We start from the raw sequence: 16,876 nt of genomic DNA on the forward strand, positions 1-16,876 counted from the left end.
CGGGAAATAGCTCAGCTTGGTAGAGCACTTGGTTTGGGACCAAGGGGTCGCAGGTTCGAATCCTGTTTTCCCGACTAATGGGGTAGCTCAAGAGGGCTATCTTTTTTTTATTTATAAATTTCGTGTATTTTTAAAAAGGAGCGAGACTCGGCGTTTGTAGAAAAGAGGGGTTCATCTTCCTATCTTGGCCTAGGTGCTTGCGCCTTTTTTCATTTTCTATGTCTGTAATGGTACTTTTGACCTATGATTCTTCCTTATAAAAAGTTTACAATACAAATCGAAGAAATACGTTATACTAAAGGTGATTAGAATTTCAGACAATAGCGTAGACTATTGAGGGGAGGTTGACTATGGATATGCATCGGAAACAATTCGTACAGCGATTGATTCATTTACTGAATATTCTGGGTACGATTGCGACTGTAATCTTTATTGTTTGGGCATGGCGGAATGGTTTGTTGACAGATAAGGTGGCTTTTTTAAGATTTATGGGCCACTTTGGGATTGCCGCACCGCTGATGTTCGTAGTGATTCAATTTATACAAACGGTTGTACCCGTCATACCAGGATCAATTACCATCCCACTTGGCGTATACATGTTTGGTAATGTATGGGGCTTTGTTTGGAATTTGATGCCCATTTTCCTAGGGTCTATATTCAACTTCTATTTGGCTCGAAAATATGGTCGGAGCTTGGTCCATATGTTGGTGGGGGACAAATACTATAATAAGGCCTTAAGTTGGCTAGATGACCGGTCGGGCTTTAAACGTGTCTTGATTTTAGGTTTGATCCTGCCCTTTATGCCGGCTGATGTGATTTGCTATGTGGCTGGTTTAACCAATTTGTCTCTGTCACGTTTCATTCAAGTCTTGGCAGTAGGGAAACCCGTTACCATTTTGATTTACTCCTATTCAACCATCTTTTTAGTTGAGCTAGTGAGTAAGTGGATATAGGAGTCTATGATGAAAATTTTATTGCATAGTGATATGAAGAAATCAATTCAACAAAGTGGGGTAGGACGCGCCCAGTTGCACCAGGAAATGGCCCTTGAATCCGCGGGCATTGCTTATACAACCAACTACAAGGATGACTTCGACATGGTTCACATCAATACCGTCTTTCCGCATTCCCTTGTTGTTGCCAAAAAGGCAAAAGCCGCTGGTAAACCTGTCATCTACCATGCTCACTCAACTATGGAGGATTTCAAGAATTCCTACACCTTTTCTAACCAAGCGTCACTCGGTTTTAAATACTGGCTCAACACCTGCTACAACTCGGCAGATTTGATCCTGACGCCAAGTCAGTATGCTAAAAACTTACTTGAAAAATATGACATCGATAAACCTATACATGTCATTTCAAATGGGATTGACCTAACTTATTGGCAAGCTAGTCAAGAAGAAGTGGCCGACATGCGGGCACGGTTTAACTTGCGTCCAGACCAAAAAGTAGCCATTTCAGTGGGTCTACAAATTGAGCGTAAGGGGATTATCGAATTTGTCGAGTTGGCCAAGCAAATGCCGGATGTTACCTTTATTTGGTTTGGTTATTCCAATCCTCATGCCTTGCCTAAAGATGTCAAAAAAGCCATCGCTACCAAGTTGCCGAATTTGATTTTTGCCGGCTATATCCCGCGTGACCAGGTCCGCGTGGCCTATCAAATGGCAGATGTCTATTTATTCATGACCCACGAGGAAACAGAAGGAATCGTCTTACTTGAAGCATTAGCTAGCAAGGTGAACACGATTGTATCTGACTTACCGGTCTTTGATTATTTAAAAGCCGGCCGGGATGTTTATAAAGCGCACTCACTTGAAGATTTTAAAGCGCAATTGCATGGTCTTTTAGAGGGTAATTTAGCCAGTTTGAGTCAGAATGGTTACCAACAGGCCAGCTTGAAAAGTATTCAAAATATTGGCCAACAGTACATTTATGAATACCAATATGCCCGCGCTTGCCAGCTTGAAATGCAAAACGATAAGAAACTCAGCAAAATCCTTTTTTCAACTTTTAAAATATAATGACAAAATCTACTAAAAAATGTAGACAAATTGACGGCCCTATCTAACTTCAGAATAGGGTCGTCTTTTTTTCGTAATATGTGCGTTTAAGGCCGCTATTTGTTATCATATGAAAATGATTGAAAAGGGGATAGATATGAAAGCAATTGGATTTGATTTAGACGATACCTTGTACAACCGATTAACCATCTATGAAGAAACCTACCGAGATATGCAGGCAACAGACCACCATTTAGACGTTGATTTTGAAACTTTCAATCAAGTCTACGCTGAATTCTCCGAGCAAGAATATCAAGCCTTTATGGCTGGTGAAAAGATAGAATCTGCCTTCAAAAATGACCGGGTCATTGAGACTTACGCCCATTTCGGTCATGCGATTGACCAAGCAACTGCTAAAAAATTCAATCAACTGAAAAACCACTATCAAGAACAATTAAGATTGAGCGAAGACTTAGTCGCCTTGATGGAAGCAGCCTTGTCTAAGGGGATGACCTTATTTGTCTTAACCAACGGGACAACAGAGGCTCAAATCGACAAATTGACCAACCTAGGCGTCGACCAATTGATCGACCGGGATAAATGGTATATTTCAGAAAGTATGGGCGGGTCAAAACCACAACGCAAGGTATTTGACGCCATTGCTGCTGATTTAAATGTTGCGCCTCAAGAAATCTTGTTCGTCGGTGATGACTACCAAAACGACATCGAAGGGGCCATTCAAGCCGGATGGCAAGCTATCCACTACAGTAAAACAGAAGTGCCAAACACAGTAGCCACCTGCACAACAGACGACTTTCTAGAAATGCGGACCTTGTTAGGGAATTTATAAAAAATCCAACCTGTCATGTCAGTTATCTTGATATGAATGACGGATTTCGGAAGACAATTTACCGAGTGAAACAAAGTATTTTTAATTTATCATAAAAACAAAAATTGATGTAACCTATTCAATTTTTGACAAAGCCAGCAAAAGCCTATATTTTGTTGGCTTTTTTTATTTGGCATTAAATAAAACATAGGTTCCATAAAATGTTAGATAACTTGACACGTTTGGTTTTTTTGCGGAAATTTCATTGACAATTGATTGTATTTAGAACATGATAAAACACATATAAAATAATGAGAAAATAAGAGGTGTTTTTTAATGATTGCATTTATGGGGTATGCCCTGATTGTCATTTTCATGTTTGTGATTATGCGTAGGAAGATGTCACCCTTCATTGGTTTAGTATTCTTGCCATTGTTATGGGCGCTGATTGGGCAAGTCTTTGGTTTGTGGCAGATTGATATCGGCCAAGCGGCAATGGATGGCTTGGGGACCACGTCATCTACCGGAATTATGTTATTCTTCGCAATATACATGTTTACCATCATGATTGATGCAGGTCTATTCGATCCATTGTCTAACGCGATGATTCGTTTTGCCAAAGGGGACCCCTTAAAAGTGGCCTTGGCTACTGTTGCCTTAACGGCTGCTGTTTCCTTAAACGGTGATGGGACAGCAACGATGATTATTGTCTGTACCGCTATGGTGCCAATTTACAAGAAACTGAATATGTCCTTGTTGAACTTAGCTGTTTTAACCATGACGTCACACTCAATCGTTAACTTACTGCCTTGGGGTGGACCAACTGCCCGTGCTATCGCAGTTATGGGGGTTGAAACCAATGATGTCATGCGCGGACTAGTGCCGATGATGGTAGCTGGTTTGATTTATATGTTTATCATCGCTTGGATTTTTGGTTTACAAGAACGGAAGATCCTTGGTGTAGTAAACCTGTCTGAACAAGAAATGCAGGCCATGATGGTTATCGACGACCCAGAAACCCTTGAATTACGTCGACCTAAAAATGTCTGGATTAACTTAATTATCGTCCTTGTAGCTATTGGTTTATTGGTTGAAGGGTCTGTGCCTTCAGCGATTATCTTTATGTTAGGGACTGTGATCACCTTACTAGTCAACTATCCAAATCCTAAAGATCAAAAAGCACGAATTGACAGTAACGCATCTGAAGCCAACCAGGTAGTGATGACCGTGTTTGGTGCCGGTATTTTCATGGGGATTTTAAACGCCACCGGCATGTCAGACGCCATCGCCACTTCCCTAATCACGATCATTCCTGAGTCATTAAGTGGTTTCTATGGCCTAATCGTTGCCATTGTTTCAGCGCCAGGTACTTATTTTCTACATAATGACGCCTTCTACTACGGCATGATGCCTATCTTGTCAGAAGCCGGATACGCTTACGGATTTACCCCGCTACAACTGACTTTTGCATCGTTAATCGGTCAATCTTTCCACCTGTTCAGCCCGCTAGTACCTTTCTCGTACGTACTACTTGGTTTAACTGGCGTGGAATGGGGCGACTGGCAGAAGAAAGGATTGGTCGTGTCACTTGGCATTTTCGTTGTCTACGTGATCACTGCTGCCATCTTTGGTTTGTTACCCGTTTTCCAATAATGATGAATCAATTAAAGCTATTATATTATCGACTTTAAAAGGAGTGGTTTCATGACGAATACACATACAATCGCCTTAATTCCTGGGGACGGGATTGGAAAAGAAATTACACAAGTGGTCAAGCAAGTGGCAAAAGCCCTAGGCAGTCCAATTATCTGGGACGAAGTAGTCGCTGGTCAAGACGCCATTGATGAAACGGGTGAATTGATCCCCCAAGCTGTTTACGACGCCATCGATACCCACAAGGTTGCCTTAAAAGGGCCTGTTGCAACACCAATTGGTGAGGGATTCAGATCGGTCAACGTATCGCTTAGAAAACATTATCAATTGCATACAAACATCCGCCCAATCCGTGTACTAGGCCAAATTCCAGCCCTTCATCGGGATGTGGATATCGTTTTATTCCGGGAGAATACAGAAGATTTATACGCGGGCGTAGAAGAGCAGATTTCACCTGACGAAGCCCATTCCATCAAAATCATTACCAGACAGGCGACAGAACGGATTGTCACAGCGGCCTTTGAGTATGCCGTGGCTAATAACCGGAAAAAGGTCGCTATCGTCACTAAAGCCAACATTATGAAACTATCGGACGGATTATTCCTAAAAGTGGCGCGTGAAATTGCCACTAAATATCCGCAAATTGAAGCAACGGAAGTGTTGGTCGACAACATGGCCATGCAATTGGTGATGCGTCCTCAACAGTACGATGTGGTCGTCACCGAAAACTTATACGGCGATATTTTATCTGATTTGATGGCCGGTTTAATTGGTGGTTTAGGTTTAGTGCCAGGTGCTAATTTGGGGGACGACGTGGCGATATTTGAAGCCGTTCACGGATCAGCACCAGATATTGCCGGCCAAGGACTTGCCAACCCCACAGCCATCTTATTGGCCTTTGCGGACCTACTTGACCACATCAGTTTACAGGCAGATGCCACTCGTTTGCGTGACGCTTTGAATTCGGTCTTGTCCGACGCAGGTAACTTTACCCGAGACTTAGGCGGTGATTTAACAACAGCAGCCTTCACCGACAAGCTGATCTCAGCCTTAGCATAAGGTGGCGTATCTTAAAACCATCTAATGATTTTGATTTAAAAAAATGAGGCAAACGCAATGCCACTTGAGGGTAGCGTAAAGGATTTGACCAACATTCCTTTGCGTTGCCTTTTTGCTATATAAAGATGCGATATGTCAAATTTTTTCTATAACAGTAGATAATCATCGTTAAGATAAGTATTCAAATCAGATTCTAAAAGTCAGACGCTTTTGGTCCAGTGCATCGAGTCTTAACGACTTTTGTCACACCTCCAATTACCGAGCTTTTGAATTGACTAGTTAAGGTCGGTTATCGTATGATATGGTTGAATAGTCAAAATTAGTCAAAATAAGAATCAGGCTTGAGGTGATGAATGTGAAAAATAGAAATATGTCTGATATTATTGAATCTTATTTAAAGCAAATCCTACAACAAGAAGAGCATGTTGAGATTAGTCGTAGCGAAATAGCAGACCAATTTCAATGTGTCCCATCCCAAATTAATTATGTGATTAACACACGATTTACCCCACAAAAGGGTTATATTGTAGAAAGTAAGCGTGGTGGGGGCGGATATATCCGCATTATGAAATTGGAAATTGTCGAAGAGGCTGAATTAATCGATGCCATGGTCGACCTTGTCCATCAAAAAATGAGCTTACGTGATGCAACTGCCATCATTCAAAATTTATTAGTCAACGAGATTGTTACCGAAAATGAAGCGCAAATCATGCACTCAGCGGTCGACAAGGATGCCCTAGGTAAAATTGTTAATGCTGATGAAGTCCGGTCCTTAATTTTAAGATCGATGCTTATGAAGCTGAAATATAGGTAACCAGATAGGAGGACCTTATGAACGAAATTTATACAGAGAAAGCAAAACAGGCCTTATTGTACGCTGCTGAAGAAGCCAAACAATTTCGTCATAAAGCCATTGGAACAGAACATTTGCTGCTAGGACTTTACCGTGAGCCTGAGGGTGTTGCGCATAACGTGTTAGTTGACCACTTGCCAAGTTACGAGGCTGTGAAAGAAGAAGTTGAATTTGTCATCGGATACGGTAAGGATGAAGTCCAAGACGGCCCCTTAGACTTAAATCGCGTGGTGTATTCACCGCGTTCAAGAAAAGTCTTATATATTGCAGGTGAAGAAGCACAACGCCAACAAGTCACTTTAGTCGGCACAGAGCACATTTTACTATCTTTAATCGCTGACCAAGTACTAGCTGTTCGTATTCTGAAAAACCTGGACGTGGATATCGAGAAATTACGTAAAGACATCTACCGTTCAATTGGCCAACGTCCACCAGTACGCAACCGGAGCAACGAGAATAATAACAAACCATCAAACCACGGTAGCAAACGCCCACAAAGTACGACGCCAACCTTAGACTCACTAACTAGAGACCTAACGGAACAAGCACGTAACGGACAATTAGACTCAGTGATCGGCCGTAAGAAAGAATTGCGCCGGATCATGCAAGTCCTTAGCCGCCGAACTAAAAATAATCCAGTTTTAGTAGGAGAACCAGGTGTTGGTAAAACAGCTATCGCTGAAGCAGTTGCCATCGCAGTTGCAAACAACGATGTCGTATCAACCTTAGCCAACAAACGTGTCGTATCTCTTGATGTCGGGTCCCTTGTTGCAGGTACTAAATACCGTGGGGAATTCGAAGACCGGGTGAAAAACCTACTAGAGGAAACGGAAAAAGCTGGGAATGTCATCTTATTTATTGACGAATTACATAGCTTAATCGGTGCTGGAGCAGCAGAAGGCGCTATTGATGCTTCCAACTTAATGAAACCAGCCTTAGCCCGTGGTCACCTACAAGTAATTGGAGCAACGACCTTAAATGAATACCAAAAATACATTGAAAAAGATGCCGCTTTAGAACGTCGTTTCGCCAAAGTCCTAGTTGACGAACCAAGCGAAGCGGATGCTATCGAAATTCTAAAAGGCATCCGGAAAGATTACGAAAAATTCCACCGGGTAACGATTAAAGATGAGGCGATTGAAGCCGCAGTACGATTAGGAAATCGTTATGTCGCAGACCGTTTCTTACCAGATAAAGCCATTGATATTATGGATGAAGCTGCAGCCACAGCTCGTTTAGACAACGGCGATAAAGATGCCACCCAAGAAACAATTGTTGGTATCCGCAAGCAATTAACGGACTTAGAAGACTTGAAGAAACACTATGTGAATACCCAAGAATTCGAGAAAGCTGCTGGCGTCCACCAACAACAGCAACGCTTAAGTCAAGAATTGTTTAACTTACAAAACAACCCACATGTTGTTTCAGATGGGCCGTTCGATCTTGAAATCGACAGCCAAAATGTAGCGGATATCGTTGCAATGTGGACAGGTGTGCCAATGCAACAATTAACCCAAAGTGAAAACCAACAGTTAATCAAACTAGAAGACCACTTACATAAACGTGTCAAAGGGCAAGATGAAGCTGTTAAGAGCGTGGCTCGTGCCATACGTCGTGCCCGTTCTGGGATTAAGGATCCAAATCGTCCAATCGGTTCATTCATGTTTCTTGGCCCAACAGGTGTTGGTAAAACTGAATTAGCTAAAGCTCTAGCAGGTGAAATGTTTGGTTCAGACACCAATATCATCCGTTTAGACATGTCTGAATACATGGAAAAATACTCAACAAGTCGAATGATTGGTTCAGCACCAGGTTACGTCGGCTATGATGAAGGCGGTCAGTTGACTGAACAAGTTCGTCAACACCCATATTCAGTGGTCTTATTCGATGAGATTGAAAAAGCCCACCCGGATGTCTTCAATATGCTACTACAAGTCTTAGATGATGGTTATATTACGGACTCTAAAGGCCGTAAAGTAGACTTCCGTAACACAGTCATGATCATGACGTCTAACTTGGGGGCAACTGCCATCCGTGACGATAAAAACGTCGGATTCGGTGCCAAACAAGCTACAGATAGTCATGAAGAAATGGATAGTCGTATCCGTAAAGAATTGAAGTCTGCCTTCAGACCAGAATTTTTAAACCGTGTGGATGAAATCATCGTCTTCCATACATTAGCGGAAGCGCAAATCGTTGAAATCGTACAGAAATTTACTACAGCCTTAACCAAATTATTAGCGGAGCAAGGTGTGAAACTCCGTGTGACACAAGGCGCTAATAAAGAAATTGCAAGTAAAGGCTTTGATAAAGAGTACGGTGCACGTCCATTACGCCGTGTAATCCAACAAAAAGTTGAAGATCCAATCGCTGAAATGTTGATCGCTGATAAAATCAGCGAAGGCGACGTTGTCACTGTCGGTGCCCGCCAAGGTGAATTATACATCCGTGTAAAACACCCAGATGGCCAAGAAGAAAGCAACGACGTCAAAGACTTGATTAGTGCAGGTCGATAAGCTTTCACAATAAGTCGTGTGAAACGGACTGTTATGTTAATACAGTCCGTTTTTTTTCGTTTATTTTTGGCATGTATCTTAATGGTGGTGAATTAGGAGTACTCACCAAAAGGTATGATATTTAGCCTTAATGAAAGTCTTGACTAGTAGCCATATTATTTTCGCTGGTATAGTAGATATGCTATAATGTATATAATAATTATTATGGGGAGTGATATCATGGAACAATCAACTAAAAAAGGTTTAATTGCTTTAGGTGCAATTGCTGCAATCGCAGGTATTGCCGCTGTCGCATTATACCAGGAAGATAGAAACTCAGCAGTCAGTGATTTCATCGGTGATGCTGGCCGTCAATTACGCCACACACGTCGTGACCTAGCTCGTCGTGCTGATGATGTATCATTTTTACCAAACCGCTCATTCGGTGATCGTGTGAAAGATTCAGCAGCAGATGCTTACGACTATGCTGTAGGCCAAGCAAAATCATTAAAAAAATAAACCGAAAATAAATGCCTCCAATTGCTATGCTTAATAGCGGTTGGGGGTATTTTTCATTTTATACAGAATGACATTAGCTCTTGAAACTGGTACACTGATGAATATGAGATTTAAAAAAGAAGGGTGAAATAATGATGAGAATTGGTTATCAAGGTATACCGGGGGCTTATAGCGAAGCAGCAACGATTGCTTTTGTACGCGAACAGTTGCATGTTGAGATTGATGATGAACGTTTAGAAATCATCTCTTACGATGACTTTAAACCCATGGTAGATGACTTAGTGGCTGAAAAAGTGGACCGCATTGTCATGCCAATTGAAAATTCGACAACAGGCTTGATTGCACGAACAATGGATATTATCCGTTACCAACCAGTCCTGGCTAAATATGAACATTACCAACCAGTTAACCATGTTTTATGGGGGTTACCAGGTGCTGACATTCATCAAGTGACGAAAGTTTACTCTCATCCAGAAGCTTTGACCCAATGTAAATTATTATTTGACCGCTATCCAAACATGGCACCGGTGGCCTATATCGATACAGCTGTTTCTGCTGAATTTATTGTGCAAGAAGATGACCCAACGAATGCAGCGATTGCTAGCCCTCGTGCGGGTGAATTGCACGGTTTACAAGCGCTAGAACCAGCCGCATACGACGAATCAGGCAATATGACGCGTTTTTTAGTCTTTGAACGATACGACAATATCGATATGACCAATACCCATGACAAGATCATGTTATATATTGAAACACCGCATGAACCAGGTGCTTTGGCCAAGTTACTGCAGGTATTAGATGTTTACCGGATCAACTTGGATGGATTAAATGCCCGTCCAATCCCAATGAAACCCTTCCGTTACGGCTTTTTTATTGAAGCAGACCCAAGCAATATGATTGGGGACTTAGAGTCATTAGAGAAGATCTTAAAAGCATTATCAACCCATATTCAAGTGGTAGCACAATTTAAACAAAATCGTTAGATTCACGACACAAGTGTCTTTTGCCAAAATTATATTATTATATAATAAACCGCTTACATGTTATAATGAATTTGTATAGACAGATAGGATATAGGAGGAATTTTCATGGATAAACGTAAGGTAATTATTGATACGGATCCAGGAATTGACGATGCAGCGGCCTTGATGACGGCCTTATCGGATGATAGCTTGGAAATTTTAGGTTTCACTACGGTTGCCGGGAATAAGGGATTGGATATGACCACCACGAATGCGGTTCGAGTGTCTACTTATTTCGATGGTCGCGTGAAGATTTATCCGGGCGCTGACAACGATTATACATCTTTAAAAGAAAATAAGCCGCCAAGAGAAAATGCAACCGGGAATATCCACGGGTCAAACGGAATGGGTGGCGTCGACTTTCCATATGATGAAAGTTTGATTCAAGACCAACATGCTGTGGACTTTATTCTTGAACAAATTAAAGCACATCCTGGTGAAATCGATTTGATTACCTTAGGACCACTAACGAATATTGCTTTGGCCGTTGAAAAAGACTCAGCGACCATGAAACAAGTCCGGTCAATCATGTCTATGGGTGGGGCTGCTTTTGACGGGAACACAAACCCGGTAGCGGAATTTAACTACTGGTTCGACCCCGTTTCAGTCGATATCGTCTATCAAGCCTTGGGCGAATCTGTCCCGATTACAATGGTTGGTTTAGATGTTACCGGACCATCCCTATTAGATATGAACGACTTAGAATATATACGTCAAGCAGGCGGTGAACTAGGCGGGATGATCCGTGAAATGTTCGATGATTATGTCCTGAACTCATTTGAAAACGAAGGGAAAATTGGGATCGTCATCCATGACCTAGTAGCAGTTGTTGGCTACCTGCACCCAGAAATTTTGACCGAAGTCTACCATACGAACTTGGTCATTGAAACCAAAGGTGAGTATACTTACGGCCAGACCGTCATTGACTTTGACGAGCGCACTGACCGACCAAAAAACGTCTATATCGCAATGGATATCGACCTGGAAGCCTATAAAGCCCACGTGATTTCAACCCTATTTGGCGAAGACAAATACCATCAATACCTAGATATGCTTGCTTAACTTCTAGGGAAAAGGACATACAAAATGAAGCTAGATAAGTAGGTGACGGAAATGTACAAATTCGAATTTATTTCCGCAGACATTCAAGATAAAATCCACCAGGGCATCTACCCTGTAGGCCGGTTACTTCCGAGTGAAAATGACCTGGCCAAGACTTACGACGTATCGCGCGAAACTATTCGAAAAGCACAGAAAAGATTGGAAGATACCGGTTTTATCCAGAAGAAACAAGGTAAAGGGGCTATCGTCCTAGACTTTGCCCGGTTTTCTTTTCCCATATCCGGTTTAACTTCCTACAAGGAATTGCAGGAATCCCAACACTTCCATACAGCAACCCGAGTTTTGAGTAATAAACGGATTGCGGCACCTGACTTTCTGGTGGGTGAAGACGGGGTTGAAGCGGGCGAACCCTTCATCCACCTGATTCGGGCCCGTGAAATGGAAGGGGAAACGGTCATTGTTGACCACGACTACCTCCGCGTATCCGTTATCCAAGACGGGGTGCCAGATGAAATTGCGGAAGTGTCCATTTATCAATACTTTGAACAAGAATTGGACTTACAAATATCCTTTGCCAATAAGGAAATTGTGGCCAAAAAGGCGGATGATATAGATCAAAAGCAAATGGCCATTGGCCCTGATGATTTTATCATCCAGGTAAATAGCCATGTATACTTAGAAGATGCCACCTTCTTTCAATATACCTCATCCCACCACCGAATCGACAAATTTAGATTTGCAGAATTCGCGCGCCGGACAGCTCAATAACCCGTGCGCTAAAGTGGGATAGATAGGACAAACACCCTCAATCAGCCTGGTTTGGCCAAATTGAGGGTGTTTTTCTTCAATTGCAATGGATGCGACTACTCATATAGCAATGGAGCCGTACGTTTAGACTTCGATTTCAAGTTTTTGCATGCTAGATACTATGCTAAATATGTTGGGAACGCTCGTATAATGAAAGAGGGGCGAATGAAGTCGTTGGCTGACTATCTAATTAATGTCCGATAAATTTGATGAAAAATTTTCCGCAGTCCATAAGCGAACATTTAAATGGTACAAGTTGAAGTTATTGATTGCCATCGTCTCTATTTTAATGATGATGGACAGTATACGTTGGTTCACTTGCTATTTTTTCAACCGAGAACGCGCAAAAGCATTTAAAAGTATACATGTAATGATAGTCGCAAAAAAGGAGCTGGAAAATCCAACTCCTTTTTCATTTACCCATTTTTAAGGGGTGTTATATACCCTATTTCGAAAGAAATGCAACTGTTTCATATGGTCCTAGCTCGAATGAGGCTGTCATTTTGTCTAAATCACCATTACCTAATAACTTGTCATAGTTACGGGTTAAATCAACACCTTCTGGTAGGACAACTTGACTGGTGCCTGGGTAGAAATGTGAGAAGACATACAGTACTTGGTCGCCGTAAGTCCGGTAGTAAGCTAATACTTCTGGATGGTCGGTCAATAATTCGTGGTAAGCACCGTCTTGGATAATCGGCAGTTCATGGCGCAATTGAATTAATTTTTGATAGTATGGGAAGATTTTACCTGATTCAAGTTCCTTCTTCACGTTGATATCTTTGTAGTTGTCAGCAACTTTCAACCATGGTGTACCAGTTGTAAAACCGGCGTTCTCTGAATCATCCCATTGCATTGGGGTCCGGCTAGTGTCGCGGGACTTAAATTTAATAATTGCCATCGCTTCTTCTTCAGAAACACCTTTATCTAATAAGATTCGGTAGTTGTTGAAGGTTTCGATGTCGTTGTAGTCGTTGATGTCATCGAAGTCTGGGTTGGTCATACCGATTTCTTCCCCTTCAAAGATGTAGGGCGTACCGCGCATCATGTGAATAGTTTGGGCAAGCATGGTGGTTGTTTCGTATGGATAGTTTTCGGTGTCACCGAAACGAGAGCTTGCGCGTGGTTGGTCATGGTTGTTCCAGAATAAGGCATTCCAACCGTTGCCATCTGACATGCCTTTTTGCCATTCGTTTAAAATGTCTTTTAAAGATTGGAAGTCGAAATCAACTTTAGACCATTTCTCGCCATCTTTGTAATCGACTTTTAAATGGTGGAAGGAGAAGATCATAGCTAATTTCTCTTCTTCAGGATTGGTGTAACGGACACCATCTTCAACTGTTGTAGATGACATTTCACCTACTGTGACAAAGCCTTCGATATCGCCAAAGGTAGATTGGGCCATTTCTTGAATCCAATCGTGTGAATTTTCCGTATCCGTATATAAACGTTTCTCTTGGGTAGAACTTGGGCCACCAGTTGAGTCTTCCAAAATCTCGCTCTTGCCAATCACGTTCATCACATCAAAGCGGATACCGCCAACCCCCTTGTCGATCCAGAAGCGGATAACATCGAATAGGGCTTCGCGCACTTTTGGATTATGCCAATTTAGGTCAGCTTGGGTCACGTCGAAGAGGTGCAAATAGTAATTGCCAGTGTCGCCAAATGGTTCCCAAGCAGGGCCACCGAATTTAGATTCCCAGTTTGTTGGCATAGACCCGTCTTCTTGAGCGGGTCGAATGTAATAAAAGTCTTGGTAGTATTCGTCGCCAGCTAGGGCCTTTTGGAACCACTTGTGTTCAGTAGAAGAGTGGTTTAAAGGCATATCCAACATCAAATCGATACCACGTTTTTTCCCTTCACGGGCTAATTCCTCAAAATCATCCATAGTCCCAAATCGTGGGTCGATGGCTGTGTAGTCTGAAATGTCGTAACCATTATCATTTTGTGGCGATGGATAGAAGGGGTTCATCCAAATCATGTCGATACCTAGTGTTTCCAGATAGTCTAATTTTTCAATGATTCCTCTAAGATCACCAAAACCGTCCCCATCCGTGTCGTTAAAAGACTTTGGATAAATTTGATAAATTACCTTTTTTCCTAAATCATTTGTCATGTTGTCTTCCTCCTTTTTTGAAAAAAGCTCGTCCAGGGTGTCCAAGACGAGCGTGAAACTTGAATCTATCTGGCTAATGCTAGAACTTGATGTTGAAATCGATTTTGTTGTTAGCTAGGAATCCAGTTTTCTTAAATACAATTGTCAGTGCGAATGGTACAACGATGGCGATGGCCATAGCTAGTAAGAACCAACCCCAGTATTGGAATTGAATCGCTAAGATACCAGGCAAACCACCAACACCGATAGAGTTCGCTGTAATGCCAACTGTTGTTGAAAGTAAACCAGCTAACCCTGAACCGATCATCGCTGCAATAAATGGGTATACATATTTAATGGTTACACCGAACATTGCTGGTTCAGTTACCCCTAAGTAAGCCGATACAGCTGATGGAATGGTAATTTGACTTTCTTTCTCGTCGTGACGAGTGGTCCACCAAATCGCCATAACCGCAGATGCTTGGGCAATATTTGATAGGGCAATCATTGGCCATAAACCAGTACCACCAAAGTCAGCCACTAATTGCGTATCGATCGCGTTTGTCATATGGTGTAAACCAGTAATTACAAGTGGAGAGTATAGGGCACCGAAGATTAAACCGAATAACCAAGAAACAGGTCCAGTTAAACCAGCGTACACAACACTTGAAATCCAAGTACCTACAGTCCAACCGATTGGGCCTAAAACTGTATGCGCCAAGATAATGGCAGGTACTAATGATAAGAATGGCACGAAAATCATTGAAATCATCTCTGGGATGTATTTACGCCAGAATTTTTCAAGCCAAGCAAGTGATAGACCTGCGAACATAGCCGGTAATACTTGGGCTTGGTAACCAATCATATCTAATTGGAAGAAACCGAAGTCCCATTGTGGTACTTCACCAGCTAAGATAGCGTCTGGTGCAGCATAAGCATTGAGTAATTGTGGTGAAACTAATGTGATACCTAATACGATACCAAGAATTTGCGTGGTACCCATTTTACGTGTTACTGACCATGTAATCCCAACTGGTAAGAAGTGGAAAATGGCTTCACCCGGTAACCAAAGGAAACTATTCACGCCAGCCCAGAATGTTGAAACATCAACAATTGTGTTGTATTGAGGTGAACCATCACCCATCGTTTGCGCAACACCATCAACAATTTTTTGACCAAGGAACTCCATTGGCACCCCTTCAAGCACGTTACGGAAACCTAAAATAAGACCTCCGACGATAATTGCTGGAATAATTGGTGCAAATACTTCAGCCAAGAACGTCATGGCTTTTTGAATCCAGTTTTGTTGTTGATCAGCTGCTGCAGCTTTCACCGCTTCTTTTGACGTACCAGAAACACCTGAAACCGCTTCAAAATCATTGTAAAAATCTGCCACCTTGTTTCCGATAATAACTTGGAATTGACCAGATTGGGTAAATGTCCCTTTAACAGAAGGGATGTCTTCAATAGCGTTAACATCTGCTTGTTTAGGATCATTTAATACAAACCGCATACGCGTCGCACAGTGGGTAACGGCGTTAATATTTTCCTTACCCCCAATATTATCCAGTAAGGATTTAGCATCCTGTTTAAAATCACTCATTTTTCTTCCTCCTTTATAACAAAAAATGCCATATGATATACAACTAATAATTGTAAACTTGTCTATACAAGTTATCTACAAAAACATTATATAATGATAACGGTTTCAAATCAAGTCAAATCACTCAATCAAAAATTTTTTTATAGGGCTATACTTAATAGGAAGAAAGTAGTTAAAAAGGCCGGAAAGCCCTAGCTATCTGTTGGTTACAAGCCTTTGTAGTGGTATGATTATGGCATGTTTTAGACCGGAAAGAGGTGTGGAATGTCAGAAGAAAAGGATACAAAATTCAATATACTTGACGGGAACCAAGTTGTTTTTATGGAGGCAGCGATTGAAGAAGCGAAGAAGGCAGCGGCTATTGGTGAAGTACCAATTGGGGCAGTTGTCGTTTACCAGGGGGAAATCATCGGGCGTGGCCATAACTTACGTGAGACCAGCCAGGTTGCAACTACCCATGCGGAAATCCTCGCTATACAAGAAGCCAACCGTAATCGGGCATCGTGGCGGCTAGCAGAAGCAGACTTGTATGTGACGTTAGAACCTTGTCCCATGTGTTCAGGTGCCATGATACAAAGTCGTATCAAACGTGTCTATTTTGGCGCCTACGATCAAAAGGGTGGCACGGCAGGAACCTTGATGAATTTACTGGATGATAGTCGTTTTAACCATCAAGTTGAAGTCATTGGTGGTGTCATGCATGAGGAATGTCAGGTACTATTACAAGACTTTTTTATTGAATTACGCAAGAAACGCAAAAATTCAAGTCGTAAACCAAAAGTAGAAAACCAAGCGAGATGTCAAGATATTAAATAGTAAGGCATTGTGAGCTATTTAGCGTTTACATTTAAAAAAAAGCGTTTTTTTGTTATAATTAAC

The 16,876-nt window shown here is 41.9% G+C and carries 14 protein-coding genes and 1 tRNA gene; 13 read left to right on the top strand and 2 right to left on the bottom strand.

From position 1 onward, the window contains the following. The 12 genes from B2V22_RS06740 to treR all read left to right on the top strand — a co-directional run bounded on the left by B2V22_RS06740 (position 1) and on the right by treR (position 12,260). A tRNA-Pro gene (locus B2V22_RS06740) sits at positions 1-74 on the top strand. A 276-nt stretch (positions 75-350) separates the two neighbouring features. Then, positions 351-953 carry a TVP38/TMEM64 family protein gene (locus B2V22_RS06745; protein ID WP_290491338.1) on the top strand — a complete coding sequence of 201 codons (603 nt, stop codon included), beginning with the start codon at positions 351-353 and terminating at the stop codon, positions 951-953. A 6-nt stretch (positions 954-959) separates the two neighbouring features. After that, positions 960-2,021: a glycosyltransferase family 4 protein gene (locus B2V22_RS06750; RefSeq protein WP_290491340.1), complete on the top strand. Its 1,062-nt coding sequence runs from the start codon at positions 960-962 to the stop codon at positions 2,019-2,021. 136 nt (positions 2,022-2,157) lie between these two features. Continuing rightward, positions 2,158-2,850: an HAD family hydrolase gene (locus tag B2V22_RS06755; protein ID WP_290491342.1), complete on the top strand. Its 693-nt coding sequence runs from the start codon at positions 2,158-2,160 to the stop codon at positions 2,848-2,850. Between the two features lie 315 nt (positions 2,851-3,165). Next, positions 3,166-4,482, top strand: a complete 1,317-nt coding sequence (locus B2V22_RS06760) for a CitMHS family transporter (protein ID WP_290491344.1) — start codon at positions 3,166-3,168, stop codon at positions 4,480-4,482. A gap of 51 nt (positions 4,483-4,533) precedes the next feature. Continuing rightward, a complete protein-coding gene (locus B2V22_RS06765; protein ID WP_290491346.1) occupies positions 4,534-5,541 on the top strand; it encodes an isocitrate/isopropylmalate dehydrogenase family protein in 1,008 nt (335 codons plus the stop codon). A 355-nt stretch (positions 5,542-5,896) separates the two neighbouring features. Further along, the gene (locus B2V22_RS06770; protein ID WP_290491348.1) at positions 5,897-6,355 is read left to right on the top strand and encodes a CtsR family transcriptional regulator; all 459 of its coding nucleotides are present in this window, start codon (positions 5,897-5,899) and stop codon (positions 6,353-6,355) included. A gap of 17 nt (positions 6,356-6,372) precedes the next feature. Continuing rightward, a complete protein-coding gene (locus B2V22_RS06775; protein ID WP_290491350.1) occupies positions 6,373-8,910 on the top strand; it encodes an ATP-dependent Clp protease ATP-binding subunit in 2,538 nt (845 codons plus the stop codon). A 219-nt stretch (positions 8,911-9,129) separates the two neighbouring features. Then, positions 9,130-9,408 (top strand): arginyl-tRNA synthetase, encoded by a 279-nt coding sequence (locus B2V22_RS06780; RefSeq protein ID WP_290491352.1) that lies wholly within the window; start codon positions 9,130-9,132, stop codon positions 9,406-9,408. Positions 9,409-9,539: 131 nt separating this feature from the next. Next, positions 9,540-10,391: a prephenate dehydratase gene (locus B2V22_RS06785; RefSeq protein ID WP_290491354.1), complete on the top strand. Its 852-nt coding sequence runs from the start codon at positions 9,540-9,542 to the stop codon at positions 10,389-10,391. A 105-nt stretch (positions 10,392-10,496) separates the two neighbouring features. Then, positions 10,497-11,492 carry a nucleoside hydrolase gene (locus B2V22_RS06790; RefSeq protein WP_290491356.1) on the top strand — a complete coding sequence of 332 codons (996 nt, stop codon included), beginning with the start codon at positions 10,497-10,499 and terminating at the stop codon, positions 11,490-11,492. Between the two features lie 51 nt (positions 11,493-11,543). After that, positions 11,544-12,260: a trehalose operon repressor gene (treR, locus tag B2V22_RS06795; RefSeq protein ID WP_290491358.1), complete on the top strand. Its 717-nt coding sequence runs from the start codon at positions 11,544-11,546 to the stop codon at positions 12,258-12,260. A 484-nt stretch (positions 12,261-12,744) separates the two neighbouring features. Here the strand turns inward: treR and treC are convergent, their stop codons facing one another. Beyond that, positions 12,745-14,415: an alpha,alpha-phosphotrehalase gene (gene treC, locus B2V22_RS06800; RefSeq protein WP_290491360.1), complete on the bottom strand. Its 1,671-nt coding sequence runs from the start codon at positions 14,413-14,415 to the stop codon at positions 12,745-12,747. 79 nt (positions 14,416-14,494) lie between these two features. Beyond that, the gene (treP, locus tag B2V22_RS06805) at positions 14,495-15,997 is read right to left on the bottom strand and encodes a PTS system trehalose-specific EIIBC component (RefSeq protein WP_313552102.1); all 1,503 of its coding nucleotides are present in this window, start codon (positions 15,995-15,997) and stop codon (positions 14,495-14,497) included. Positions 15,998-16,261: 264 nt separating this feature from the next. Here treP and tadA point away from each other — a divergent pair, with 264 nt between their 5' ends. Continuing rightward, positions 16,262-16,813: a tRNA adenosine(34) deaminase TadA gene (gene tadA, locus B2V22_RS06810; RefSeq protein ID WP_290491362.1), complete on the top strand. Its 552-nt coding sequence runs from the start codon at positions 16,262-16,264 to the stop codon at positions 16,811-16,813. Positions 16,814-16,876: the final 63 nt, after the last annotated feature.

The organism is Aerococcus sp. UBA6277 (assembly GCF_002440555.1).
Classification (GTDB): Bacteria; Bacillota; Bacilli; order Lactobacillales; family Aerococcaceae; genus Aerococcus.

Bases quoted from the DNA above. Each gene is read 5' to 3' on its own strand.
- treC (WP_290491360.1), bottom strand. From the start codon at position 14,415: ATGACAAATGATTTAGGAAAAAAGGTAATTTATCAAATTTATCCAAAG.
- treP (WP_313552102.1), bottom strand. From the start codon at position 15,997: ATGAGTGATTTTAAACAGGATGCTAAATCCTTACTGGATAATATTGGG.
- B2V22_RS06745 (WP_290491338.1), top strand. From the start codon at position 351: ATGGATATGCATCGGAAACAATTCGTACAGCGATTGATTCATTTACTG.
- B2V22_RS06760 (WP_290491344.1), top strand. From the start codon at position 3,166: ATGATTGCATTTATGGGGTATGCCCTGATTGTCATTTTCATGTTTGTG.
- B2V22_RS06775 (WP_290491350.1), top strand. From the start codon at position 6,373: ATGAACGAAATTTATACAGAGAAAGCAAAACAGGCCTTATTGTACGCT.
- B2V22_RS06750 (WP_290491340.1), top strand. From the start codon at position 960: ATGATGAAAATTTTATTGCATAGTGATATGAAGAAATCAATTCAACAA.
- B2V22_RS06785 (WP_290491354.1), top strand. From the start codon at position 9,540: ATGATGAGAATTGGTTATCAAGGTATACCGGGGGCTTATAGCGAAGCA.
- tadA (WP_290491362.1), top strand. From the start codon at position 16,262: ATGTCAGAAGAAAAGGATACAAAATTCAATATACTTGACGGGAACCAA.
- B2V22_RS06780 (WP_290491352.1), top strand. From the start codon at position 9,130: ATGGAACAATCAACTAAAAAAGGTTTAATTGCTTTAGGTGCAATTGCT.
- B2V22_RS06755 (WP_290491342.1), top strand. From the start codon at position 2,158: ATGAAAGCAATTGGATTTGATTTAGACGATACCTTGTACAACCGATTA.
- treR (WP_290491358.1), top strand. From the start codon at position 11,544: ATGTACAAATTCGAATTTATTTCCGCAGACATTCAAGATAAAATCCAC.
- B2V22_RS06765 (WP_290491346.1), top strand. From the start codon at position 4,534: ATGACGAATACACATACAATCGCCTTAATTCCTGGGGACGGGATTGGA.
- B2V22_RS06790 (WP_290491356.1), top strand. From the start codon at position 10,497: ATGGATAAACGTAAGGTAATTATTGATACGGATCCAGGAATTGACGAT.